The 23633-nt window shown below is 44.4% G+C and carries 16 protein-coding genes; 12 read left to right on the top strand and 4 right to left on the bottom strand.

Translation table 11 applies throughout. From position 1 onward, the window contains the following. Positions 1–87 precede the first annotated feature (87 nt). The 3 genes from rsuA (at position 88) to Q5H80_RS08375 (ending at position 2882) form a co-directional block, all read left to right on the top strand. A complete protein-coding gene (rsuA, locus tag Q5H80_RS08385; protein ID WP_009847085.1) occupies positions 88–783 on the top strand; it encodes a 16S rRNA pseudouridine(516) synthase RsuA in 696 nt (231 codons plus the stop codon). A 219-nt stretch (positions 784–1002) separates the two neighbouring features. After that, positions 1003–2220 (top strand): Bcr/CflA family multidrug efflux MFS transporter, encoded by a 1218-nt coding sequence (locus Q5H80_RS08380; protein WP_304564406.1) that lies wholly within the window; start codon positions 1003–1005, stop codon positions 2218–2220. Further along, complete coding sequence (locus Q5H80_RS08375; RefSeq protein ID WP_304564405.1) at positions 2220–2882, top strand: DUF2913 family protein; 663 nt, start codon at positions 2220–2222, stop codon at positions 2880–2882. Before Q5H80_RS08380 ends, Q5H80_RS08375 begins: the two co-directional genes overlap by 1 nt. 218 nt (positions 2883–3100) lie before the next feature. Here Q5H80_RS08375 and Q5H80_RS08370 read toward each other — a convergent pair whose 3' ends face one another. Both Q5H80_RS08370 and Q5H80_RS08365 read right to left on the bottom strand, forming a co-directional pair. Continuing rightward, positions 3101–3667 carry a PepSY domain-containing protein gene (locus Q5H80_RS08370; RefSeq protein ID WP_304564404.1) on the bottom strand — a complete coding sequence of 189 codons (567 nt, stop codon included), beginning with the start codon at positions 3665–3667 and terminating at the stop codon, positions 3101–3103. Positions 3668–3762: 95 nt separating this feature from the next. After that, on the bottom strand, positions 3763–5193 hold the full coding sequence (locus Q5H80_RS08365; RefSeq protein ID WP_304564403.1) for a DUF2867 domain-containing protein: 1431 nt from the start codon (positions 5191–5193) through the stop codon (positions 3763–3765). Positions 5194–5289: 96 nt separating this feature from the next. Between Q5H80_RS08365 and Q5H80_RS08360 the strand changes: the two genes are divergently transcribed. The 5 genes from Q5H80_RS08360 (at position 5290) to nhaA (ending at position 12468) form a co-directional block, all read left to right on the top strand. Next, positions 5290–6663, top strand: coding sequence for an MATE family efflux transporter (locus tag Q5H80_RS08360; RefSeq protein WP_304564402.1), 1374 nt, complete (start codon positions 5290–5292; stop codon positions 6661–6663). A gap of 122 nt (positions 6664–6785) precedes the next feature. Beyond that, positions 6786–7457, top strand: coding sequence for an ABC transporter ATP-binding protein (locus Q5H80_RS08355; protein ID WP_009847080.1), 672 nt, complete (start codon positions 6786–6788; stop codon positions 7455–7457). Next, positions 7438–9891, top strand: a complete 2454-nt coding sequence (locus tag Q5H80_RS08350) for an ABC transporter permease (protein ID WP_304564401.1) — start codon at positions 7438–7440, stop codon at positions 9889–9891. Before Q5H80_RS08355 ends, Q5H80_RS08350 begins: the two co-directional genes overlap by 20 nt. Next, positions 9881–11029 carry a lipocalin-like domain-containing protein gene (locus Q5H80_RS08345; protein ID WP_304564400.1) on the top strand — a complete coding sequence of 383 codons (1149 nt, stop codon included), beginning with the start codon at positions 9881–9883 and terminating at the stop codon, positions 11027–11029. The genes Q5H80_RS08350 and Q5H80_RS08345 overlap by 11 nt, the downstream gene beginning before the upstream one ends. Before the next feature lie 275 nt (positions 11030–11304). Continuing rightward, on the top strand, positions 11305–12468 hold the full coding sequence (nhaA, locus tag Q5H80_RS08340) for a Na+/H+ antiporter NhaA (RefSeq protein ID WP_304564399.1): 1164 nt from the start codon (positions 11305–11307) through the stop codon (positions 12466–12468). A 236-nt stretch (positions 12469–12704) separates the two neighbouring features. On the opposite strand, the gene Q5H80_RS08335 is transcribed toward nhaA, so the two are convergent. Together Q5H80_RS08335 and Q5H80_RS08330 are read right to left on the bottom strand one after the other, a co-directional pair. Then, the gene (locus Q5H80_RS08335; RefSeq protein WP_304564398.1) at positions 12705–13316 is read right to left on the bottom strand and encodes an OmpA family protein; all 612 of its coding nucleotides are present in this window, start codon (positions 13314–13316) and stop codon (positions 12705–12707) included. Continuing rightward, positions 13316–14623, bottom strand: coding sequence for a TolC family outer membrane protein (locus Q5H80_RS08330; RefSeq protein ID WP_304564397.1), 1308 nt, complete (start codon positions 14621–14623; stop codon positions 13316–13318). Before Q5H80_RS08330 ends, Q5H80_RS08335 begins: the two co-directional genes overlap by 1 nt. Before the next feature lie 300 nt (positions 14624–14923). Between Q5H80_RS08330 and Q5H80_RS08325 the strand changes: the two genes are divergently transcribed. The 4 genes from Q5H80_RS08325 (at position 14924) to fabV (ending at position 23550) form a co-directional block, all read left to right on the top strand. Next, the gene (locus Q5H80_RS08325) at positions 14924–18733 is read left to right on the top strand and encodes a VCBS domain-containing protein (RefSeq protein ID WP_304564396.1); all 3810 of its coding nucleotides are present in this window, start codon (positions 14924–14926) and stop codon (positions 18731–18733) included. 437 nt (positions 18734–19170) lie between these two features. Continuing rightward, positions 19171–19800, top strand: coding sequence for a TetR/AcrR family transcriptional regulator (locus Q5H80_RS08320; RefSeq protein WP_009847073.1), 630 nt, complete (start codon positions 19171–19173; stop codon positions 19798–19800). A gap of 55 nt (positions 19801–19855) precedes the next feature. Next, the gene (locus Q5H80_RS08315) at positions 19856–22138 is read left to right on the top strand and encodes an acyl-CoA dehydrogenase (RefSeq protein ID WP_004734682.1); all 2283 of its coding nucleotides are present in this window, start codon (positions 19856–19858) and stop codon (positions 22136–22138) included. Positions 22139–22347: 209 nt separating this feature from the next. Next, positions 22348–23550 (top strand): enoyl-ACP reductase FabV, encoded by a 1203-nt coding sequence (gene fabV, locus Q5H80_RS08310; RefSeq protein WP_009847071.1) that lies wholly within the window; start codon positions 22348–22350, stop codon positions 23548–23550. Positions 23551–23633 lie beyond the last annotated feature (83 nt).

Here is a 23633-nt window from a genome sequence, read left to right as displayed (position 1 = left end):
GTAAGATGAAAAACAAATAGTGTGAAATAGCTCAACTAATTGAGCAAAGGTGACTATAATACCCGACTTAGATTAGTTGAGGTATTCATGCGTTTAGATAAATTTCTGTGCGATGCGTTAGGCGTCACTCGAAGAGAAGCAACACACTTATTAAAATCAAAAGCAGTGACAGTAAATGATGTCATTCAAAAAAGCGGCTCACTTAAGGTAACTGAAGAGTGCGTTGTGGAATGGCAAGGCAATGAACTGAATGTTCACGGCCCGCGTTACATCATGCTTTACAAGCCAGAAGGTTTTGTTTGTTCGCATGAAGATGGTTCAAATCGCACTGCGTTTGAATTACTCGATGAAATCAAAATGGACAAGCTGCACTTTGCAGGTCGTTTAGATGTTGATACAACGGGTCTTGTCTTAATGACAGACGACGGTAAGTGGTCTCATCGTATTACGTCGCCAAAGCATAAGTGCGAGAAGATGTACCGAGTGTGGTTGGTTGAACCTGTTGAAGACGATTATGTTGAAAAGTTCAAAGAGGGCATCCAGCTTAAGAGCGAAGACGGCCTAACACTTCCAGCACACCTTGAAGTACGTGCAGAGCGTGAAGTGTTGCTAACGATTCATGAAGGCAAATACCACCAAGTAAAACGCATGTTTGCTGCACTTGGTAACAAGGTAGAAGCACTGCACCGTGAACGTATTGGTGAAATCGAGATGGACGAGTCTTTAGAGTTGGGTGAATACCGTTACCTAACACAAGAAGAAGTCGACTCTATCTGGAAGTAATCTTTTCTACCGTAGATGTGGCCGACCAAGGATAGCGTCGGCTGATTATTTTGACTGGTACTAGGACAGTTTCAGCCATTATTACTGTGCGCATATTCGTGTATCACTGTGCGTATTCGTGTATTGCCGTGTGTTTATTTGAATATTGCTGCGTGCATGCTCGTACTCACCTAGAACCTAGAACCTAGAACCTAGAACCTAGTACTTAGTCGGAGAGTTATGCAAACGTCTACCCCGCAGACCCCAAGCTCACAACCACAAACTCCTCAGTTAGGTTGGATGCTATTTTTGGTTCTGGGCGCTATTGGTGCTTTGACACCACTCGCCATCGATATGTACCTACCTGCAATGCCAACGATCGCCAAAGATCTCGGCGTGACAGCAGGGGAAGTGCAAATCACACTTACCGCGTACACCGCAGGTTTCGCTTTAGGTCAGTTGTTACATGGTCCGTTAGCCGACAGTTATGGTCGCAAGCCAGTTCTACTGATTGGTGTGTTCTTGTTTGCGATAGCGTCTGTCGTGAGTGCAACCACTCATGGTATTGAAGCGTTAACGTTAGTTCGTGCCGCACAAGGTTTTGCAGGTGCGGCGGCGGCGGTAATAATCCAAGCCGTTGTTCGTGATATGTTCGACCGTGAAGATTTCGCAAGAACCATGTCGTTCGTTACCTTAGTGATGACGGTTGCGCCACTTATCGCACCGATGATTGGTGGTTATTTGGCATTGTGGTTCGGTTGGCGTTCAATCTTTTGGGTGTTAGCTATTTTTGCAGTGATTGTGATTCTCGCGGTAATAATCAAAATCCCAGAGACTCTGCCTGTTGAAAATCGTCAACCATTGCGCTTTAAAAACACGATTCGTAATTACGCTCGTTTATGTAAAAACTCGACCGCTATGGGCCTAATTTTCTCGGGTGCGTTCTCGTTCTCTGGGATGTTTGCATTCTTAACCGCAGGCTCTTTTGTCTACATTGATGTTTATGGTGTGCGTCCTGACCTGTTTGGTTACCTGTTTGGTCTGAATATCATTGCGATGATTCTGATGACGACAATTAATGGTCGAATTGTTAAGAAGGTCGGCTCTCATACCATGTTGAGAGCCGCGCTGGTCATTCAATTATTGGCTGGCGTGGGTTTATTGGTCGGTTGGTTATTGGATCTCGGGCTTTGGGGTATTGTGCCGTTTGTGATGCTATTTATTGGCACCATTTCTACTATCGGCAGTAACTCTATGGGTCTATTGCTAAGTGGTTATCCAAACATGGCAGGCACGGCTTCATCGCTTGCGGGAACATTAAGATTTGGTACTGGTTCTGTCGTTGGAGCTATCGTTGCGATGCTGCCAAGTGACAGTGCTGGGTCTATGGCTATGGTAATGGCTGCGTGTGCAGTAATGTCAGCATTACTATATTGGACATTAGGAAAGAAGGCATAATGTCAAAATACTATATTGAAATTCAGAAGTTAGTGAATGATGCATTAGGCGAGCTTTACGCTCTGCACAAAGCAGGCAAAGCGATTGATGCGCCTATTGCGAACAACCTTTATTTAGTTCGTTGGGTAACGAAGGCGATTAAGGCTCAGTCTTATGATCGTGTGATTGTTCCTGATTTGGTGCGTTGGCAGAAACAGGGTCGCTCAAAAGGCAACAACTCTGATCTAACTTTTACCTTTAAACGTATTTCTGCGTTCTACGGACGTTTTTTCCCTGAAGGCGAAGGACCTAAAGCGCTAAAAGACAGTGACGTTGAAGCGTTCATGGACAAAATGTACGAGATGGGTTGGAGCGTATCGAGTGAAGACGAGCTAACGACTGGTGGTAAGATTCAATTCTTCACCGATGGAGAGCACTCTTTTGCCTTGTGCGGCAAACAGTGTGATGACTCTTTTGAAGGAGAGTTGATGGTTAAGCCGATGAACTGGTTTGTGCGAGGTAACCACGCAGAGTTCATTCAAGCAGCGATGGAAGCCGGTTTTATGCTTCACAAAGTAACGGACTACAAGTCAGCAGTGAAGTATCACGGTGAATACATCGTGTATCCAAGTAACCAAGGTAAACAGTTAGCTGAAATTCCATTGAGTTTTATTGGCGAGTAAAATTCAATGGTTAACATAACTGCGAGTGTGGGTATGTCACGATAAAAATACTTATGAGAGCTCAGCCGTGCTAAATCATTAAATCACTCAAGCCGGAAAGGCGAGTACGACTATCAAGTTACCGTAACACCTTAGATTTACAGTGGGTTTTTAAATCTAAGGTGTTTACATTAACGATAATACTAACTAGGCGTGCTCGCAATTCGGAAAGAGATTATCTACGAATTAATCGGTCGAGTTAAAGAGTTATGTTCATCTATTAATGTGGTTCTTTTACGATTCTGACGTCTTAATATATAAGGCGTTAAGAACATGTAAATGCCTGATATCCATAAGATAATTAAAATTATTGCAGCCGGTAGAAATAACCATAATTTAGCATGTTCATGAAAGAACGAGCCATCATGTAATGATTCAATGAGATCCGAACGACGATAGGCGACTTGTAAAATTTTACCGCTGGCATTATCAATTTGCACCTCGACTTTGTTCTTAGCTCTAACTTTCACAATACCTTTCGAAGGTCTAACATCCATTCGGCTGACATTTTTCCAACTTTGAATTTCAGCTTCTGGTACGGTACTCGCAATATCGAGAATTTGCTGAAATGATAGCTGCGGGATTTTAGCTTCACCCTTCATACTTGCAGGTTGCACCCAAGTTACTTCTTTTTTTACTTGCAGTAATAACCCGCTAACAAGTACTACGATGATCGGCAGGGCTATGAGCGCAGCTCCCCAATAATGTGTTTTACGATTGATTCGCTTCCAATTTAGTTTTTTCATATCACTACTTTTTGTCTGGGTTATATTGCAAAGCGTAAGTGTAGTGATAGTTATTATCAATATCAATTGCATTTATGTCTCAATATTGAGGGGGATTAATTTTTATCGGTTGCTGTCGTTGCTATTGCCTTAACCATGCCTTTGAAGATAAACAAGTGAGCAGGCATCATCGCAAACCAATACAGTAATCCTAGAAACCCCTTTGGATGCCACCAAGCTGAAATATTCAGTTCACGCGAATCACCGTGGTCAGATACGGTAATCTCTAATCGCCCTAATCCGGGACCTTTCATGCCGAAAAGCAGAGATAAAAACTGATTCTCTTCACAGCGAATCACCTTCCAAGAGTCAATTTTGTCACCGACTTTTAGGTTAGGGCCTTCTGGCATTTGTCGAACAGGTACACCACCGCCGAAAAGAACATCTAACCATTCGCGTGTGCGCCACAAAGCATTAGCAAAGAAGTAACCTTGTTTCGGGCTTCCTATTTGCTGAGCTATATGCCAAAGCGACTCTAATGATGCGCTGGAGGTGATACTTGCGCCTGTTTTCTTTGGGTAATAGCCGTACCCAGCTTGCCAGCGTTTGAAGGCGGTTTTGTCAAAGCCCCACACATTACTTTTCACGAAGTTTCCTTCAGCATGAATGGCTTGTTCAACCATGTTTTCGAACGAGATAAGCTTCTGAGGGTACTTTTCTCTAATGGTGGTCGAACTGGCAATAAAGTCATGCTTTAAGCCTGCGAGAAGCGCTCTGCCTATGTTGGACGGTACAGAAGTCACCACGCCTAGCCAATATGACGCGATTGAAGGCGTAAGGAGTGATGTCGCCCAAAGCCTGAGTGGACGATTGGCTGTTTTGGCAATATGAGCAAATTGATTTCGATAAGAGACAATATCGGGGCCGCCAACTTCGAAGGTTTGGCTTTCGCTAGGTGTGTCATGTGCGAGTTTTAGTAGATAGTGGTTCAGGTTCTGTAATGCGATAGGGTTAGCTTTAGAGTCGACCCACTTTGGCGCGATCATGATAGGCAAGTTGTACACGAAGTCTCGCATGATTTCGAATGCTGCAGACCCTGGCCCAATGATCACGCCAGCTTGCAATTCGGTTACTGGCACTGAGCCTTTCCGTAATAAGTCACCGGTTTGCTTTCGGGCTTGTAAATGTTCCGAATCTGCCGTTTGTGGTTGAAGCGAACTTAGATAGATCACGTGCTTGTTATTTGGAGTTAGCGCTGAGATGAAATTGCGCGCTAGATTCAATTCATAGTCAATGAAATCATGGCCTTCAGCCATGCCATGAACTAGGAAGAAAATAAGATCAAAATCGGGTACCAATACCTGTGTTGCCGCTTGATCTGCGAGATCAAGGTATTCAAGTGACAAGTTGTCGTGAGGCTCTGTTCGTGCCTTTAAATAGTCGATATGCCTTGCAGCAGCAGTGACTTGATAACCTTGCTTAAGTAGGAGAGGGAGGAGCTGTGAACCAACATAACCAGAAGCGCCTAATACCAGTACTTTCTTCATTGTTATTCCATTTATATCTGTGGTTAAAAACCGAACATTGATATAATAGCGTGATATTTATCTTTATTCATCAATACGTTCCGTTTAGGTGTCTCTATGTTGCTCTCTTCAATTATTCATCACACTCGAGGTGATTTTGTTCGTAGGCTTATTGCGATTGCTTTGCCTATTACTCTGCAGAGCATTATGTTTTCAAGCAGAGGCTTAGTGGATGTGTTGATGTTAGGTCAGCTTGGAGAAGCAGACATTGCGGCTGTGGGGGTTGCTAGCCGTGCTATGTTTGTAACGACCATTATGCTGGTGGGTGTCACCACGGGGGGCGCTCTGCTAACGGCTCAATATTGGGGAGCAGGTAACAAACAAGGTGTCAGAGAAAGTACCGCATTGACATGGTTAGTATCGACACTATTTGCGTTGCTGACCATTGTTTTCTTCGTTTCATTTCCCGCGCAAATCATGGGTGTGACGACTGACTCCCAAGAAGTGATCAACCTTGGTGTTGAATACATTGTTATCACCTCGTTCAGCATGTTAGCGGTGTCGTGTGTCAGCAGTATGGCAGTAGGCCTAAGAGCGATGCACAAGCCGGGTTTAAGCACTTTCTTTAGTGGTATTGGCATTTTATCGAATGTGTTTTTAAACTGGGTTTTGATTTTTGGTAATTTGGGCTTTCCCGCCTTAGGAATAAAAGGCGCAGCGATTGCGACAGTGTTGAGTGGTGCAATCGAAGTGGCGACCTTGTTTGGTTATCTTTATTGTTCAAAGCATCTCTTGGCTTTCAAGTTATGCGATATAAAAGCAGCCGCTTCGATTGAAAAAGTGGTTCGCTTCTTAAAGTTATCGCTTCCTACGACGTTTAATTTCTTGGCGTGGGCCGGTGGCTTGTTTACTTACCACGCGATCATGGGGCAATCGGGCGTTCAGGGACTGGCAGCACTTTCAGTGATGACGCCGGTTGAATCTATTTCATTGAGTTTATTGATTGGGATGTCGAATGCGGCAGCGGTTCTGGTGGGTAACCAACTTGGCGCGAAGAACAATGAAGCGGTTTATTATCAAGCGTTAGGCTTAACGATTTTGTGTTTCTTGACCAGTATTGTTGTGGCCGTTTTTCTTTACTTTGTACAAACGCCAATACTGAATGCTTTTAGTGCACTGACGGAAGAAACCAGAGCTCTTTCTGAGAAGTTCATTCTGATTTTAAGCGTGGGTATTGTAATCCGCTCGGCACCGATGACTGTGATCGTTGGTGTGTTGAGAGCGGGCGGTGATGTGAAGTTCTGCCTTTATCAAGATCTGATTGCCCAGTGGGTGATTGGTATTCCGTTAGCTGCAATCGCCGCTATCTATCTTAAGTTTCCACCTGAGTGGATATATCTACTTTTCCTCACTGAAGAGGTGCTTAAGTGGGGTGGGTCGCTCTATCGTATGAAAACAAGAAAATGGATTAAAAACTTGATAGGAAATTGAAGTAGAGCGCATCAACCCCATCACTTTATCGTTGGTGTGTGATCTATCTTTCAAAATACTTCCTCCTAACAGGGAATTAGTGTAGATTCTCATTCCAAATTCTAACTAATGTGAGCTGTTTAATGTTAAAGCTGTCAGACCTATGTAAAGGCTATGTCGATGGGGGGGAGTTTCACCCTGTTTTGCAAGGTGCTGAATTAACATTAAACCAAGGTGATCAGCTGGCATTAATGGGAGAAAGTGGCTCTGGTAAGAGTACTTTACTGAATCTTATCGCGGGTTTAGACCTCGCCGATTCAGGTGAAATCGCTTTCCCTCACTTCGATATGCACGACTCGACCGAGCGTGACCGCACCGCTTATCGTAGAAACAACATCGGTCATATCTTTCAGCAATTTAATTTGTTGCCGACGCTTAACATTGCCGACAACATCCGTTTTTGCCGCCAGTTAAAAGGTTTACCTGAAGATAAGGGGCTCTGGAGACAGATTCTTTCTGCTTTAGACCTTATGCCTTTACTTGGTCGTTACCCTGAAGAAGCGTCTGGTGGCCAGCAACAACGTGCTGCGATTGCTCGTGCCTTGTATATGGAACCGAAAATCTTGTTGGCTGATGAACCAACGGGAAGCCTTGATGAGCGCAATGCGGAAGCCGTAATGCGTTTGCTGACCTCTTTGGCCCGCCAATTAGAATGTACCTTATTGCTGGTGACACACAGTGAGAAAGTTGCATTGCATATGGATGGCAGAATTCGCCTACAAGGAGGGCAACTGCATGTTATGGCCCGTAGTTAAAGCACTACTTGGTCACTATCGACGTTACCCACTTCAGATTATCTTGGTATGGCTTGGTTTAACCCTTGGCGTATCACTTTTGGTTGGTGTTACCGCTATCAACCAACACGCCAAGCAAAGTTATACGCATGGCGAAAAACTCTTTTCGAATCCTCTTCCTTACCGTATTCGACCAAAACATAACGCGAATAAAATCCCGCAAGGTTTTTACATTCAGCTTCGCCGTGAAGGCTTTCAGCAGTGTTCTCCTTTTGACCACCATAGTATCACTGATGAAAACGGCGCAAATTTTATGTTGATCGGCATAGATCCTGTTTCTATGCTTCAGCTTCAGCCTGGTGCTGCTCTAAAAGAACTCACCACGTTGGATCTCATGAAACCACCATATCCGATCTTGGTGAGTGATGATCTTGCTGAACATATGGAATGGAAGGATGGGGACTACATTCCACTTATGGATGGCTCTGAGCTTGGTCCTGTGGTGGTTGACCAAAATAACCTGATTAATGGTACAAGGTTGATTGCGGATATCTCCTTGCTCCGAATGCTTAAACGCAGCGCAGGGCTTTCCGTGATTGCGTGTTCAGACATGCCTCCCGAGAAGTTTGAACGTCTTAAAAACATGTTGCCCAATGGTTTGACAATCTCTCGCAGCTCTAAAGCTGAGCTTGAGTCATTGACTAGTGCTTTCCACTTAAATCTAAAAGCGATGGGCATGCTGTCGTTTGTCGTTGGCTTGTTTATTTTCTATCAAGCGATGTCGCTGTCTTTCATTCAGCGCCAACCACTCGTCGGAATCTTGAGACAAACAGGTGTGTCTGGTTGGCAACTGACTAAAGCGCTTTGCTTAGAGTTATTACTATTAGTTTTACTTAGCTGGATCTGCGGCAATGTATTCGGTGTCATGTTGGCAAACCAACTGTTACCTGCCGTTTCTTCGAGTTTAGGTGATCTTTACGATGCGAATGTGGGCTTAACCCTTAGCTGGAGTTGGCGTTGGAGTGGTTATAGCTTATTAATGGCGTTGCTTGGTGCATTCCTAGCGTGTGCATGGCCATTGGTTCGTTTGCTGAGGTCGCAACCGATTCGTTTGTCATCTCGTTTATCTTTGATGCGTTTTGCTGGCACTGAGTTTACTTGGCAAGCATTGATTGGTTGTGGTTTCTTGGTTGCAGCTGTCGCTGTGTATCAAGCCCCACAAACACAAGAATCTGGTTTTGCGATTATTGCCCTGATGCTCGTCAGTGTGGCTTTGTTTACGCCTTTCTTGATGTGGAAGCTGTTCAACAGTTTGTCTTATTCACTGCGTTGGGTTCGTGCTCGCTGGTTCTTTGCGGATGCCGCTTCAAGCATGAGTTATCGTGGTGTGGCGACAATGGCGTTCATGCTAGCGTTAACAGCGAATATTGGTGTAGAAACCATGGTGGGTAGCTTTAGGGATACCACCGATAAATGGTTAACACAGCGTTTGGCTGCAGACCTTTATATCTACCCAACCAACAACGCCGCTGCACGTATGAGTAATTGGCTGTCAGAACAGCCTGAAGTCGATTCAGTTTGGTGGCGTTGGGAGAAAGATGTCGCTTCCCCTGTCGGAAGTACCCAGGTGGTCAGTACTGGTCCTTCTGAAGGAGAATTAGAAGCGCTGACGATCAAGTTAGGCATTCCGAATTACTGGTACCACCTGCATCATTCGAAAGGTGTGTTGATCAGTGAATCGATGTCTCTCAAGTTAGGGATTCGCCCAGGCGACTATATAGACCTTTATGACAATCTTGGCTCTGGTTGGCAGGTTGTCGGTGTTTATTACGATTATGGAAACCCTTACCATCAAGTCATGATGTCACATCGAAACTGGCTATCTGGGTTTGCTGGACGCGGAAATGTTGGCCTAGGCGTCATACTAAAAGATGATGTCAATTCGGTAGGACTTCGAAGTCGACTGGAAAGTGTTTTCAGGCTTGGATCCGAACGTATTTTTGATAATAACAATATTCACAGTCAGGCGATGAGAGTGTTTGATAGGACCTTCGCGATAGCGGATACATTGGGTAACATCACTTTGGTCATCGCGGTCTTCGGTATTTTCTTTGCGACGGTTGCGGGTGAAGTATCTCGACAAAGGCATATTTCATTGCAACGTTGCTTAGGGGTGTCGGCAAAAGAGCTGATTTTTACAGGCAGCTTGCAGTTGTTTGTATTCGGACTTATTTCTTCCTTGATTGCTATCCCGCTTGGATTGGCGTTAGCCAGCTTGATCGTCGATATCGTCATTAAGCAGTCTTTTGGGTGGTCACTCGAATTACAAGTGATTCCTTGGGACTATTTGCAGACATTTGCGTGGGCCATGGCAGCATTGATGTTAGCTGGTGCATTGCCAGTGATGAGAATGATTCGGAACACACCGATGAAATCACTGAGGGATGCGCTTTAATATGCTTCAACGAAATGGCTCAAAAAAACTCAGACACCGATTTGTTTCCGCTCTATTACTGATTGGTTTCTTTGGCATTATTTTAGGTGTATGGGCGTACTATTCCTATTTTGTCGATGTTGGCGATAAGGGCGAGAATGAGGTTAACTCAGTACTCGTAAGCGAATACTTCAATGTGTTTGAACCTGTATTACCAGACCGCGGCGTTTCGTTGCCTCGTGATTTCCAGTTCCATCCAGAATTCCAGCATGAGTGGTGGCATTATTTTGCTTCTCTAAAAGGGGATGATGGTAAAAAGTACTCGGTACAGTGGAGCTTCTTCCGTATAGCAACCGATGAGAGAGAAACTCGGGGGTGGCAAAGCCCGCAGGTTTATATTTCAAATGTGGTAATTTCGTCTGAATCTAAAGTTTGGAAAGAGCAGCGTTTGGCGCGTGGTGGCATTGGACAGGCGGGTATGACCAGTCATCCGTTTAGAATTTGGATTGACAACTGGAACTGGCGTGCTCTGGGTAACACACCGTTTCCAGGTCGCCTTCAAGTACAAACCGATACGTTTGGCCTTGAACTCGACACTATTGCGAAAGGGCCATACGTGCTCAACGGCGATAACGGCTATCAGAAAAAGCACGATTTATTGCCTGTCGCGTCTTATAACTTCAGTGCTCCATTTTTATCTTTGAGTGGGGTTTTGAATCTCGATGGTGTAGCCAAAGAAGTTGAAGGTACCGCGTGGGTACATAAAGAATGGGGTAGTGGTTTACTTGGAGTGGGTCAGCAAGGCTGGGATTGGTTCGTGTTTAATCTCGATGACGGTACTGCGCTGAGCATTAACCGCTATCGCCATAATCAACAATTGCCGTATGTGTTTGGAACATTGGCAACGCGTTCGGGCAAAGTATATCAGCTAACGGACTCCGATATTTCTATCAAGCCTTTACAGAATACGACGCTACTGAATGGTAGAAGAATGCCGCTCCAATGGATTATTAACGTGCCACAACACGATATCAATCTTACTACGCGTATCAAACGTAGAGATATGTGGCTGCCTTTTGTCATACCCTATTGGGAAGGGCCAATTATGGCGAGCGGAAGCCATGAAGCAACAGGCTTTATGCAGTTAACCGGCTACTAAAAAACACCTAAGGCTATCATTTGATAGCCTTTTTTTATGTTTGATATTCCGACAACCCTCGAATTATTTGTGCATACAGCCTTGGTGAACTCATCTATACTTAATTCATGGTGCATAACAACATTATGGAATATACGACGTATTGTTTAGTATTTGTAGGAAAAACCGAAGTTAAACATCCGAAGAAGTGATTATCTATCGATAGAGCTTGGATATAAACTCGTGGTTATTCTTTGTTATTCGTTTATTTAAATAATAAATATAAGGGCGAAATCATGACCGACGTCATCCGTGACTTCTTTAAATTGGAATCTGCTGGCGGCATCATACTAGTCATCGCTGCGGCGATCGCAATGTTTGTAGCAAACTCACCATTGAACGAAATGTACCAAGGGGTACTGCACAGCTATGTTCTTGGTATGTCTGTATCACACTGGATTAACGATGGCTTAATGGCTGTCTTCTTCCTTCTAATTGGCTTAGAAGTTAAGCGCGAACTGTTAGAAGGTGCATTAAAGTCTAAAGAGACAGCAATCTTCCCAGCTATCGCAGCGGTGGGTGGTATGCTAGCTCCTGCACTTATTTACGTGCTATTCAATTCAAGTAACCCTGAAGCGCTTCAAGGTTGGGCTATCCCAGCTGCAACTGATATCGCTTTCGCATTGGGTATCATGGCTCTTCTTGGTAACCGTGTACCGGTAAGTTTGAAGGTATTCCTACTAGCGTTGGCAATTATCGATGATCTAGGTGTTGTTGTTATCATTGCACTGTTCTACTCAGGCGATCTATCGACGCTTGCACTAACGGTTGGCTTCATTGCGACTGGTGTGTTGTTCATGCTAAACAACAAGCATGTAACTAAGCTGAGTGTTTACCTTATTGTTGGTGCAATTCTGTGGTTCGCAGTATTGAAGTCAGGTGTTCACGCAACATTGGCAGGTGTAGTCATTGGTTTTGCTATCCCACTGAAAGGCAATAAAGGAGAGCGTTCTCCGCTGAAGCACCTAGAACATGCTCTGCACCCATACGTCGCTTTTGCAATTTTGCCAATCTTCGCATTTGCAAACGCAGGTATATCACTAGAAGGCATCTCAATTTCAAATCTTACAGGTATGCTACCGCTTGGTATTGCTATGGGTCTATTGGTGGGTAAGCCACTGGGTATCTTCCTATTCAGCTGGGGTGCTGTGAAAACGGGCGTAGCTAAGCTTCCTGAAGGTGTGAACTTCATGAATATCTTCGCGGTATCTGTGTTGTGTGGTATTGGCTTTACGATGTCTATCTTTATTTCATCGCTAGCATTTGGACCAACGAACGCAGACTTTGATACGCTTGCTCGATTAGGTATCCTGATGGGGTCAACGACTGCAGCTATCTTAGGTTATTTCCTGCTAAGTATTTCTTTACCGAAAACGAAGCAACATGAAGTAAAGCTATAATTGGTAGGTAAAACTATACTCGGTAGTAGGTTCGCTTGATAGCGAGCCTACTCACTGAGTAACAAACCAATTCCTGAGTAGCAAGAAGAGTCACGGAATCACCTTTACGATTCATGTGACGACAAAGAACAAAAAGCCGTGATGGGTAACCCTATCACGGCTTTATTGATCTTGAAGCTAAGCTGTATTTGTAAGATAACTTATTTTATACCTTACATTTCAGTGACAATGACATACTATTTTTCTAGTGTGGTAAAAATGGTCCACTCTTCAACGATCTGCTCACTTAACCCAACTACGGTCGCGGTTACCTTACGGTTCAGTGCGTGTGAGGTAGGGTCGTCACCATCGTTTTCTAAGCGTTCTTCACCATAGCCAACAATTCTCACGCGCTCCGGTTCTATACCATTCGAAAGTAACTCGTCTTGTACATTGTTTGCTCGTTTCTTTGACAAGTCTAAGTTGTATTCGTTGGACCCCACTTTACTGGCGTAACCTTGGATTTCAATTGAAGCGCTTTTGTAGTTTTCAAGAAATTCTGCCATGGTGCTAATTTGGCTAGAAAATATTGGGTTTACTTCAAATGAGTCATGAGCAAAGAGTATTTTTAGCTGTCGTACTTCTTCTGCTCTAATTGTTTCACCACAGCCATCATTGTCGACTTGTGATGTTTCTGGTGTACCAGGGCAGGTATCTCGCGCGTTTACTACACCATCTTTATCATCGTCTTGCAGATCGGCAATTTGTTCAGCTTCGGGCGTCTCGATGTAGGCTTCTCGCGACTGATTGGAGCAGGCAAATAAAGTCATCGTTAATACGGGAAGTAATAAGTAAGTTATTTTCATCATTAATACTCCACGGCCGTTGTCCACTCTTCTGGTATATCAACCAACAGAGCATTCAATAAAGAACCTGTTGCGTTCATCACTCGGTATTTAGCGTACTGCTCCGAATAATGGGCATCCAGATAATCTTTACGGGCTTCAAATAGTTCGTTCTCAGTGTTGAGCAGGTCAAGCAGAGTACGCTTTCCTATACGGTATTGTTTTTCATAGGCGATAACGGTTTCTGAAGCTGAATCAACATGATCGGACAAAAAGTTTTTCTGTTGCAGTGTGAGATCTAAGGCGCTCCATGAGAGGCGAAGTCCTTCTTCGACTTGGCGATAAGCACGATCTCTAAGATCTTTCGCCTTATTTAGTTGGTAAGCAGAAGCTTCTGAATTCGCGCTGTCTGCACCACCGTTATACAAGTTATACCGCATTCTCAGCATTGCGAGCGTTTCTTGACTTGAACCTTCATCGCCTCCTGCATCATCACGCCATGACTGAGACGCTTCTATAGAGAATGTAGGGTAGTTTACGCCTTTGGACTGTTTGTATTGAAAATGTGCTGCGTCGACATCTGCCGCCGCTATTTTAATTACAGGGTGTTTATCTAAAGCATCAACTAGGGCATCTGACAATGACAGTGGAATCCAAGATATATCGGCCCTCGGGTAAATCAGACCTAGTGGTTCTTGTCCTACAACCCTTCTAAATTGGGTATGTGTGTCGATCAAATTATTCTGGGCGGCCAATAAGTTACCATGAGCTTTGGCAATCCTAGCTTCTACCTGCGAAACGTCTGCGGTAGAACCTATGCCTGAACTCGCTCGTTTTTTTATGTCTTTATAGATTTTCTTGTGTATCGCAAGGTTACTTTCTGACAGCGCCAGTACCTCAGTCGCTTTTACTGCGTCGAGATATATTTGTGTTACCTCCAGTGCTTTGTCTTCGGCATCTGCTATCAATTGCAAACGAACTGACTCGGCTTCTGCAGCGGTACGGTCAATATCGTTCAGAGTAGAGGAACCGTCCCACAGCAATTGAGTGAGGGAAATCGTTGCTTCCTTTCTTGTTAGATCTGTGTCTGGACCGTTATTTGGTGCAGGGTTTATACCTTCATAACCAATACCGGCATCAAGGTCGATACTGGGCCTGTATGCCCCACCAGAGGCGTCATTACGCTTTCTAACGCTCACATATTCGTTAAAGATGCTTTTTATCTCTGGATTGGTTGCCAAGGTAATAGCCACTGACTGTTCCAGAGTTTGAGCGGCGAGTGGTGTTGCAGCAACTAAGCAACTCATTATGGATAACTTAAACAATTTCAAAGTAGCACTCCTTCTACTTTTAACGGCTCATTCATTTCTCATCCAACGTTTATCGATGACTTGAGCTTATGGTATTAAACGAAGCTTAGGACATTTGCAAAAAAATGCGAAGTTTGTTGGTTTTTTTTTGAATGTAAGTCGCTATTGCTATTGACTAATTTAAAAATACCCATAACCACCTCTTTTAGTGAGTTGATTATCAATAGTGGCGCTACTAAATTTATTGTAGGAAATAGCCACAGCGTAGAGTGGGATTGGATCCGCGTTTGGTGTGTTCTGGGCAGAAGTGGGAATATGGATATGGGAAATATCAACCTAAATATACTAGGTCTTGCGAACGGCGTTATAGTGCTGGACGCTCAAGGCCAAGTTAGACGTTTGCCTCCGGGCGAGCAACCAGCTGCTAGCGACGTCATTGTCACTGTCGAAACAAGTGAAGAGAGCGTGCCAAACGTTTCTGCACGGTTTGTCGATGACCAAGGCCAGCTAAACTTGCTAGACACTGCTGATGCGATCGATCAAGTTCAGCGTGCTATTGAAGAAGGATTTGATCCAACAGAATTGGGTGATGAGTTTGATACCGCCGCTGGTGAGCAAGGCTCAAGTCTAACCAACAGTGGTAGAATTGAACGTACAGGGGCTGAAACTCTAGCTGCCACGAACTTTGAAACTGACGGGCTTGAATCTCAAGGATTATCCGAAACTCAAAGTATTGCTCTTTTCGATATCATTGCTCTTGCGCTTGTTTCAGGTGAAACCAACGTTATTGAGTTTGAGCAGGATGAGCCTATTGAAACCGGGGGCGCTTTAACCATTGACGATCCGGACGTTACCTTTATCGCCAAAGATGCGGAAGGTGACAATGACCTCGGTACCTTTGTCGTCAATGAGGATGGAACGTGGACATTCGTGGCCAACAGTCCATTTGATGAACTTGCTGATGGCGAGCAAATTCAAGATACGACGACAGTGCAAACCTCCGACGGTGGCGAACAAGTCATCACAGTCACCATCATTGGTACTGATGATGCGGCAGTCGCTACGGATGACTCGGGCAGTGTGACTGAGGACATTGATGTAGATGACACCACCAACCAATTAGTGACGTCTGGTCAGATCGTAATTACAGATGTAGACAGCGACACTCCTACCTTTTCAGATGACGGTGAGTTTAACCTCGTAGGTTCAACAAACGAATCACAGCTAGGCGTATTGAGCATCGACCCTGATGGTGCTTGGACTTACGTAGTTAACAACGACGATGTTCAGTACTTGGATGACGATGAATTCGTTACTGAGGTTTATACCGTGACAGCCAGTGACGGTACCACTAGCGAAGTTACCATCACTATTAACGGTGCCGATGATCCATCTGACATAACTGTTGGTGAAGGTGATTCAGACACCGGTGAAGTGACTGAGGATATGGATGTTGATCAAGAGAGCAACAACTTGGCGACGTCAGGGACGCTAACCATCACCGATGTCGACGATAACGATGTCGCTGCTTTCGAACCAAACGGTTTGTTTAACCCAGAAGGTTCGACCAATGATACCGCTCTGGGTTTTTTGACCATTACCGATGGTGGCGAATGGACTTACGTCGTCAACAACGATGATGTGCAATACCTTGACGACGATGAGTTTGTCACCGAGGTTTACACTGTTACTGCGATTGATGGAACCACAAGTGAAGTAATCATCACCATCAATGGTGCTGATGATCCATCTGAGATTACGGTTGGGGAAGGTGACTCTGACATGGGTGAGGTGACAGAAGACGTCGAGGTTGACGAAGTCAGCAATAACTTGATGGCGACGGGTACACTAACGATTACTGATGTGGATGCTAACGATGTCGCAGCTTTTCAACCTAACGGAACGTTTAATCCTGAAGGTTCGACCAATGATACCGCGTTGGGTATGTTGACCATTACCGACGATGGTGAATGGACTTATGTCGTAGACAACGACGATGTGCAGTATCTCGATGATGATGAGTTTGTCACCGAGGTTTACACGGTTACCGCGATTGATGGAACCATGAGTGAAGTGACTATCACTATTAATGGTGCCGATGACCCATCCGAGATCACTGTTGGGGAAGGTGACTCTGATATGGGTGAGGTGACGGAGGATGTCGACGTTGACCCGGAGAGTAACGACTTGATGGCGACGGGAACACTGACGATTACCGACGTTGATGCTAACGATGTCGCGGCTTTTCAACCTAACGGAATGTTTAAACCTGAAGGTTCGACCAATGATACTGCGTTGGGTATGTTGACCATTACCGACGATGGTGAATGGACTTACGTCGTCGACAACGATGATGTGCAATATCTCGATGACGATGAATTTGTCACCGAGGTTTACACGGTTACTGCGATTGACGGAACTACAAGTGAAGTGACAATCACTATTAATGGTGCTGATGATCCATCTGAGATTACGGTTGGGGAAGGTGACTCTGACGTGGGAGAAGTGACAGAGGACGTCGATGTCAATGAAGATACCAACGAACTCTCGGTGTCTGGTACTTTAACGATTACTGACGTCGACACCAGTGACATGCCTGCATTTAAACCTAATGGCGTGTTTACCCCTGTTGGATCTACTTATGCACTTGCACTAGGTATGTTAACGATTACTCCTGAAGGGGCATGGAGTTATGTCGTTGATAACGATGTGGTTCAATACTTGAACGATGACGACACGGTTATTGAAAGATATGTGGTAACCGCTATTGATGGTGTAGAGCATGTTATCGAGATAACAATCAATGGCGTCAATGACGCACCTGAAGCGACCAGCTTTACGGTAGTTAATGATGAGGACGCGATTATACCTATCCTCTTCGATTCTGAAGATGGCGGCATGCCAGATTACATCTCGGATTTAGAAGATGATCATGATGAAGTTCCTTTGAATATTCGGATTGAGAGCTTGCCAACCAATGGCAGCCTTTTGTATACCGATGAAAATGGCGTAACGAGAGAAATTGTGCAGTCTGATGTCGATAACGGTGTGTTGTTTGTCCCAAACAATATCAGCTTTGTTGCCGGGCCTGGAGAAATGTTTGAAATGGGCTTCAGTGGTGACTCTGACGATATGCCCGATCTTGTTGATGGTTTCTATAATTGGGGTGTAGAAGTTTCACCAACCGAGAGACTTATTACCCTAGATAACGGTAATACGATTACGGTAACGATCGAAGATAACAACGGTAAACCTTTGAAACAGTACCAAGGCGAACAGAATCATGTTGGCTATGGTATTGGCGATATCGATGGTAGAGGTATGAATAAGCAAGAGACCTTAGTCCTCGATTTTACGAATAATCCATTAGGGGTCGTTGATTTTGGGCTAGATGGTTTGGGTGGTTCATTTAACACCAATAGTAATGTTTATGTTGAAGTACTCTATACCTTTGCTGATGGTACAACGCATACAGAGCAGTATCAGAAAGATCCTGGAGATACGGGAAGTAGCCAAATTCTTTATGATTTCAGTTATTCCTCACCAGATAATCCGATCGTTGGAATGGAGCTTTCATCAACAGGAGGCAATTGGGAGTTGCGTTACGTACAAGGTAACGAGGAGGTAACTGAAGACCCGCAGTTTGATTATGTCGCAGTCGATTCAAACGGGGCTGAAAGCACGGTAGAGACGGTCACCATAGATATCGAAGAACCGCAGCAATATAACGTTATTAGTGCAGCGAGTAATGAGCCTTTGTATGCCGAGTCAGGCAACGATCTGCTGATTGGAGATAGCGGAGACAACATCTTCAATTGGCTAGACTCTACGCTCGATAACGGGACCGATATCATTAAAGACTTTGAGCTTTATACGGAAGGCGCCGGTGATCTGATTGACCTCAATGATCTACTTGAAGACCCACAAGATGAAACTCAAATGGCCGAGCTGCTTGGTATGATTGAAGTGTCTGTTAATGGAGACGATATCACACTATCGATTCCAATCAATGGCGGCAGTGATACTCAAACCATAGTGGTTGAAGGTATTGCAACGGAAATGGGAGCTTCGGTTGACCTCGGCAATGATATTTCGGTGCTAGCCGAGTTAATCAAAAATGATGCTGCCTAGTAGGATCGTGAAATGCTTTGAACTTTAATGTAATGAAAGCCTTCGGTTTCGAGGGCTTTTTTGTGCCTACTATTAACCTAAAAAACACCGTGGTTTTTGACAAAAAAAAGCCCAAACCAATGCGGTTTGGGCGGATACAAGTATAGGAGTTAATAAGGAAAATGCAGTAATTAAGAAAACAGTGAGAAACAAGTTTGACGGCCTGTTAAACATCTAAATACTCTGTTTTCTACTTAATTTATGACCCTCGATTACCATTTCAGTTCCCCAAAAATTCATTAATTTTCTCTTTTTAATTAAACGCGTCTCTATTCAATCGCTTAGAACGTAATGCTCGTAACTGGTACGACCAATTTGTGAAAGTGTGATGTTGCCTGCTTGTTAAATAAATGTTCTAAGCGTATATTTCAAACAGTTGTTTAATACGAGTGATTGAAATGGCACCAAGAAGTACAACCAAAGACAAAATCTTAGATGTGGCTGAAGGCTTATTTGCTGAGCACGGTTTTAATGACACCTCTTTACGCACGATTACGAGTAAAGCCAATGTCAATCTTGCTTCAGTGAACTACCACTTTGGCGATAAGAAGACTCTGGTTCGTGCGGTACTCAATCGTTACTTAGAAGCATTTATGCCAGCATTGCAAGATGCACTTGTGAACTTAAATTTGAACGAAACGTACTCTATGAGTGACGTGTTTGAGTCTTTAAGACAGCCATTAAGGGCACTCAATGATGTAAGGCCAAATGGTACGAGCCGATTTATGTTACTCATCGGTCGAGGTTATACGGATGTGCAAGGTCACTTGCGTTGGTTCATTACAACTCGCTACAGCGAAGTACTGACTCTGTTTACCAACTCAGTAATGAAAGCCAACCCAAACCTCACTCAAGAACAGTTATTTTGGCGATTGCACTTCACCCTAGGGACTTGTGTATTCACCATGGCATCTAGCCAGGCTCTAATAGAAATTGCAGAGAATGACTATGACAGAAAGATAGATGCTAAGGCAGTGGTCGATATTCTTATTCCATATTTGGCCGCAGGCATGTCAGCAAAAGAATAAAACAATAAAAAGCAAAATATTCACAAACAATATAGTGAACAAAAGGATCTGAACTATGAGCTCTCTAAGACAAAAATGGGTAAGTGACCCAGCTTTTAAACTCTTTAAAAAAGTACTACCACCCCTATCTAGCACCGAGAAAGAAGCGATGGAAGCGGGTAGCGTTTGGTGGGACGGAGAGCTGTTTTCTGGTAAACCAGATTTCACTAAGCTACACCAATACCCAAAACCTCAGCTGACAGCAGAAGAGCAATCGTTCATGGATAATGAACTTGAAACTCTGCTCGCTATGCTTGATGACCACAAAATTGTGAAAGAAGACCGAGACCTTCCTGAAGAAGTATGGAATTTCTTACGCAAAGAGCGTTTCTTCTCGCTAATTATCGCGAAAGGGTACGGCGGTCGTGAATTTTCTGCGCACGCAAACTCTACCATAGTAACCAAGATTGCTACGCGTAGTATCAGTACTGCGGTTTCGGTAATGGTTCCAAACTCTCTAGGCCCTGGTGAGCTACTGTCTCACTACGGTACTCAAGATCAAAAAGATTACTGGCTACCTCGTCTTGCTGACGGTACAGATATCCCTTGTTTCGCACTAACAGGCCCTGAAGCAGGTTCTGATGCGGGTGGTATCCCTGATGTCGGTACAGTGTGTATGGGCATGCACGAAGGTAAAGAGACACTAGGCATCAAGCTTAACTGGAACAAGCGTTACATTACGCTAGCACCAGTGGCAACGGTACTTGGTCTGGCTTTCAAACTGCACGATCCAGAAAAGCTACTGGGTGACAAAGAAGACATTGGTATCACTTGTGCGCTTATCCCGGCAGACCACGAAGGTGTTGTGATTGGTGAGCGTCATGATCCACTTGGTCTTGCGTTTATGAATGGTCCAACACGCGGTCACGATGTATTTATTCCTATGGAATGGCTAATCGGTGGCGCAGATTACGCAGGTAAAGGCTGGCGTATGCTGGTGGAATGTCTGTCTGCAGGTCGTGGTATCTCATTACCCGCACTGGGCACGGCGATGGGTCACCTAACAGCGAAAACGACCGGCGCATACGCTTATGTTCGTAAGCAGTTCGGTATGTCGATTGGTAAATTTGAAGGTGTTGCAGAGAGCTTAGGCCGTATTGGTGGTTTAACGTATCTATTAGAAGCGACTCGTACACTGACAACCACTTCACTTGATATGAAAGAGAAGCCGGGTATCGTAACGGCTATCGCCAAATATCACATGACAGAAATGGCACGTACTATTCTGAATGACTCAATGGATATCCATTCAGGTCGTGCAATTCAAGATGGCCCAATGAACTACTTGGCTGCGCCTTACCTAGGTATTCCAGTTGCTATCACAGTAGAAGGTGCGAACATCCTAACTCGTAACCTGATGATCTTCGGTCAAGGTGCGACACGTTGTCACCCATACGTATTGAGCGAAATGGAAGCAGCAGCGAACCCGGATGAGAAGCAAGGTGCAAAAGACTTTGATAGCTTGTTGTTCAAGCACATCTCACACGCAACTAAAAACACGTTCGGTGCTTTTGGTGCAGCACTGACTGGCTCGAAGTTCATTAAAGCGGACATGAGCGGCCCAACTAAGCCTTACTATCAAGATTTGACTCGCTTGAGCCGCGCGCTTGCAGTAAGTGCGGATTTCGCAATGCTGACGCTAGGTGGTGAGCTGAAGCGTAAAGAGCTTATCTCTGCACGTTTGGGGGATGGTCTAAGTTACCTATACATGGCTTCTGCTGCGCTTAAGAAGTATGAAGACGAAGGTCGTCAACAAGCGGACCTAGACTACGTACACTACGCGGTTCAACACTGTTTCCATAATGCGGCTAAGTCGCTGCAGGAAGCGTACAGAAACTTCCCGAACAAGATGGTTGGTAAAGTACTTAAAGGTCTAGTTTTCCCTGTAGGTAACCACTTCGAAAAACCAAGTGATAACCTAACAGTTCAACTAGCAGAGAGCTTGATGACTCCAGGTGCACACCGTGAACGGCTGACTCACCTTTGTTACATTGGCAAAGAGGAAGATGATAGTGTTGGCCTTATGGAGAATGCTTTCAATGCGATGTACAGCATCAAGCCTCTGGAGCGTAAGATCTTCAAAGCAGTGAAAGAGGGCAAAGTGGCTCGTAAAGGCTTGCTGGCGGATAAACTGGCTCAAGCACTTGCTGCTGATGTTTTGACACAAGAAGAAGTCGACCAAATTGTTGCTGCTGATAAACTACGCTACACAGCGATTCAAGTTGACCACTTCAGTCACGACTTCAGTGAAACTTTGACGCGAAAAGAGTTAAAACCTAAGCTAAATAGCGTTGCTTAGATAAAGAAATGATTAAAGGCACCTATTAAGGTGCCTTTTTTGTTTTTGTTGAAGAAGTCGCGTTAGATGCGTTAACAAATGGTGACTTAGTCGGCAAATATCAGCTGAGTGCTCCAACCACTTGCATTTTCACCACATTTTTACAGAAATTAGATGCCATTTGCGCACGAAACTCTTATCCTTAACCTGATTTTTTAAGGAAATTGAATATGATCATCAAACCTCGAATTCGCGGATTCATCTGTACTACAACACATCCAGTCGGTTGTGAAGCTAATGTAAAAGAACAAATTGCTTACACAAAAGCTCAAGGCCCAATCGCAAATGCACCTAAACGTGTACTCGTTGTTGGCTCTTCAAGTGGCTACGGCTTGTCTTCACGTATTGCGGCTGCATTTGGTGGCGGCGCTTCAACTATCGGTGTTTTCTTCGAGAAAGCCGGTACTGAGAAAAAGCCGGGCACAGCTGGTTTTTACAACTCAGCAGCGTTCGATAAGCTAGCTAAAGAAGAAGGCCTGTATTCAAAAAGCCTTAACGGCGATGCTTTCTCTAACGAAGCGAAACAGAAAACAATTGACCTGATCAAAGAAGATCTAGGTCAAATCGATATGGTTGTGTACTCACTGGCATCTCCAGTGCGTAAAATGCCAGAGACTGGCGAAGTGATTCGTTCATCTCTTAAACCTATCGGTGAGACTTACACATCTACAGCGGTAGATACAAACAAAGATGCGATCATCGAAGCAAGCGTTGAGCCTGCTACTGAAGAAGAGATCAAAGACACTGTTACTGTAATGGGCGGTGAAGATTGGGAACTTTGGATCAACGCACTTTCTGAAGCGGGTGTTCTAGCTGACGGTTGTAAGACTGTTGCTTACAGCTACATCGGTACAGAGCTAACGTGGCCAATCTACTGGGATGGCGCGCTAGGTAAAGCTAAGATGGATCTAGACCGTGCAGCGTCAGCGCTTAACGAGAAATTAGGCCAAACTGGCGGTACTGCAAACGTTGCTGTTCTTAAGTCTGTTGTGACTCAAGCAAGCTCTGCGATTCCTGTTATGCCTCTTTACATCGCGATGGTGTTCAAGAAGATGCGTGAAGAAGGTATTCACGAAGGTTGTATGGAACAGATCTTCCGCATGTTCAGCCAACGTCTATACAAAGCAGACGGCAGCGCAGCAGAAGTTGATGAAGTGAACCGTCTACGTCTAGATGACCTAGAACTGCGTGACGACATTCAAGAGCATTGTCGTAACCTATGGCCTCAAATCACAACTGAAAACTTAAAAGAACTGACTGACTACGTTGAGTACAAAGAAGAGTTCTTGAAGTTGTTTGGTTTCGGTGTTGATGGTGTTGATTACGAAGCTGATGTAGAGACAGCTGTTGAATTTGATGTAGCTGACATCTAATTCACAAATCAAAATAAAACTAAATAGGCGCTCATTGAGCGCCTATTTTTTTGTCTGTAGTTTGAGGAAAGTAGTATAGAGAT

Origin of the sequence: Vibrio sp. SNU_ST1 (assembly GCF_030563405.1) — a bacterium.
Lineage (GTDB): Bacteria > Pseudomonadota > Gammaproteobacteria > Enterobacterales > Vibrionaceae > Vibrio.
Note: the sequence above shows the minus strand (reverse complement) of the source record. Positions and strands in the feature narration are given on the sequence as shown.

Excerpts from the sequence above, each read along its gene's own strand:
- rsuA (WP_009847085.1), top strand. The coding sequence starts at position 88 with ATGCGTTTAGATAAATTTCTGTGCGATGCGTTAGGCGTCACTCGAAGA.
- Q5H80_RS08380 (WP_304564406.1), top strand. The coding sequence starts at position 1,003 with ATGCAAACGTCTACCCCGCAGACCCCAAGCTCACAACCACAAACTCCT.
- Q5H80_RS08375 (WP_304564405.1), top strand. The coding sequence starts at position 2,220 with ATGTCAAAATACTATATTGAAATTCAGAAGTTAGTGAATGATGCATTA.
- Q5H80_RS08370 (WP_304564404.1), bottom strand. The coding sequence starts at position 3,667 with ATGAAAAAACTAAATTGGAAGCGAATCAATCGTAAAACACATTATTGG.
- Q5H80_RS08365 (WP_304564403.1), bottom strand. The coding sequence starts at position 5,193 with ATGAAGAAAGTACTGGTATTAGGCGCTTCTGGTTATGTTGGTTCACAG.
- Q5H80_RS08360 (WP_304564402.1), top strand. The coding sequence starts at position 5,290 with ATGTTGCTCTCTTCAATTATTCATCACACTCGAGGTGATTTTGTTCGT.
- Q5H80_RS08355 (WP_009847080.1), top strand. The coding sequence starts at position 6,786 with ATGTTAAAGCTGTCAGACCTATGTAAAGGCTATGTCGATGGGGGGGAG.
- Q5H80_RS08350 (WP_304564401.1), top strand. The coding sequence starts at position 7,438 with ATGTTATGGCCCGTAGTTAAAGCACTACTTGGTCACTATCGACGTTAC.
- Q5H80_RS08345 (WP_304564400.1), top strand. The coding sequence starts at position 9,881 with ATGCGCTTTAATATGCTTCAACGAAATGGCTCAAAAAAACTCAGACAC.
- nhaA (WP_304564399.1), top strand. The coding sequence starts at position 11,305 with ATGACCGACGTCATCCGTGACTTCTTTAAATTGGAATCTGCTGGCGGC.
- Q5H80_RS08335 (WP_304564398.1), bottom strand. The coding sequence starts at position 13,316 with ATGATGAAAATAACTTACTTATTACTTCCCGTATTAACGATGACTTTA.
- Q5H80_RS08325 (WP_304564396.1), top strand. The coding sequence starts at position 14,924 with ATGGGAAATATCAACCTAAATATACTAGGTCTTGCGAACGGCGTTATA.
- Q5H80_RS08320 (WP_009847073.1), top strand. The coding sequence starts at position 19,171 with ATGGCACCAAGAAGTACAACCAAAGACAAAATCTTAGATGTGGCTGAA.
- Q5H80_RS08315 (WP_004734682.1), top strand. The coding sequence starts at position 19,856 with ATGAGCTCTCTAAGACAAAAATGGGTAAGTGACCCAGCTTTTAAACTC.
- fabV (WP_009847071.1), top strand. The coding sequence starts at position 22,348 with ATGATCATCAAACCTCGAATTCGCGGATTCATCTGTACTACAACACAT.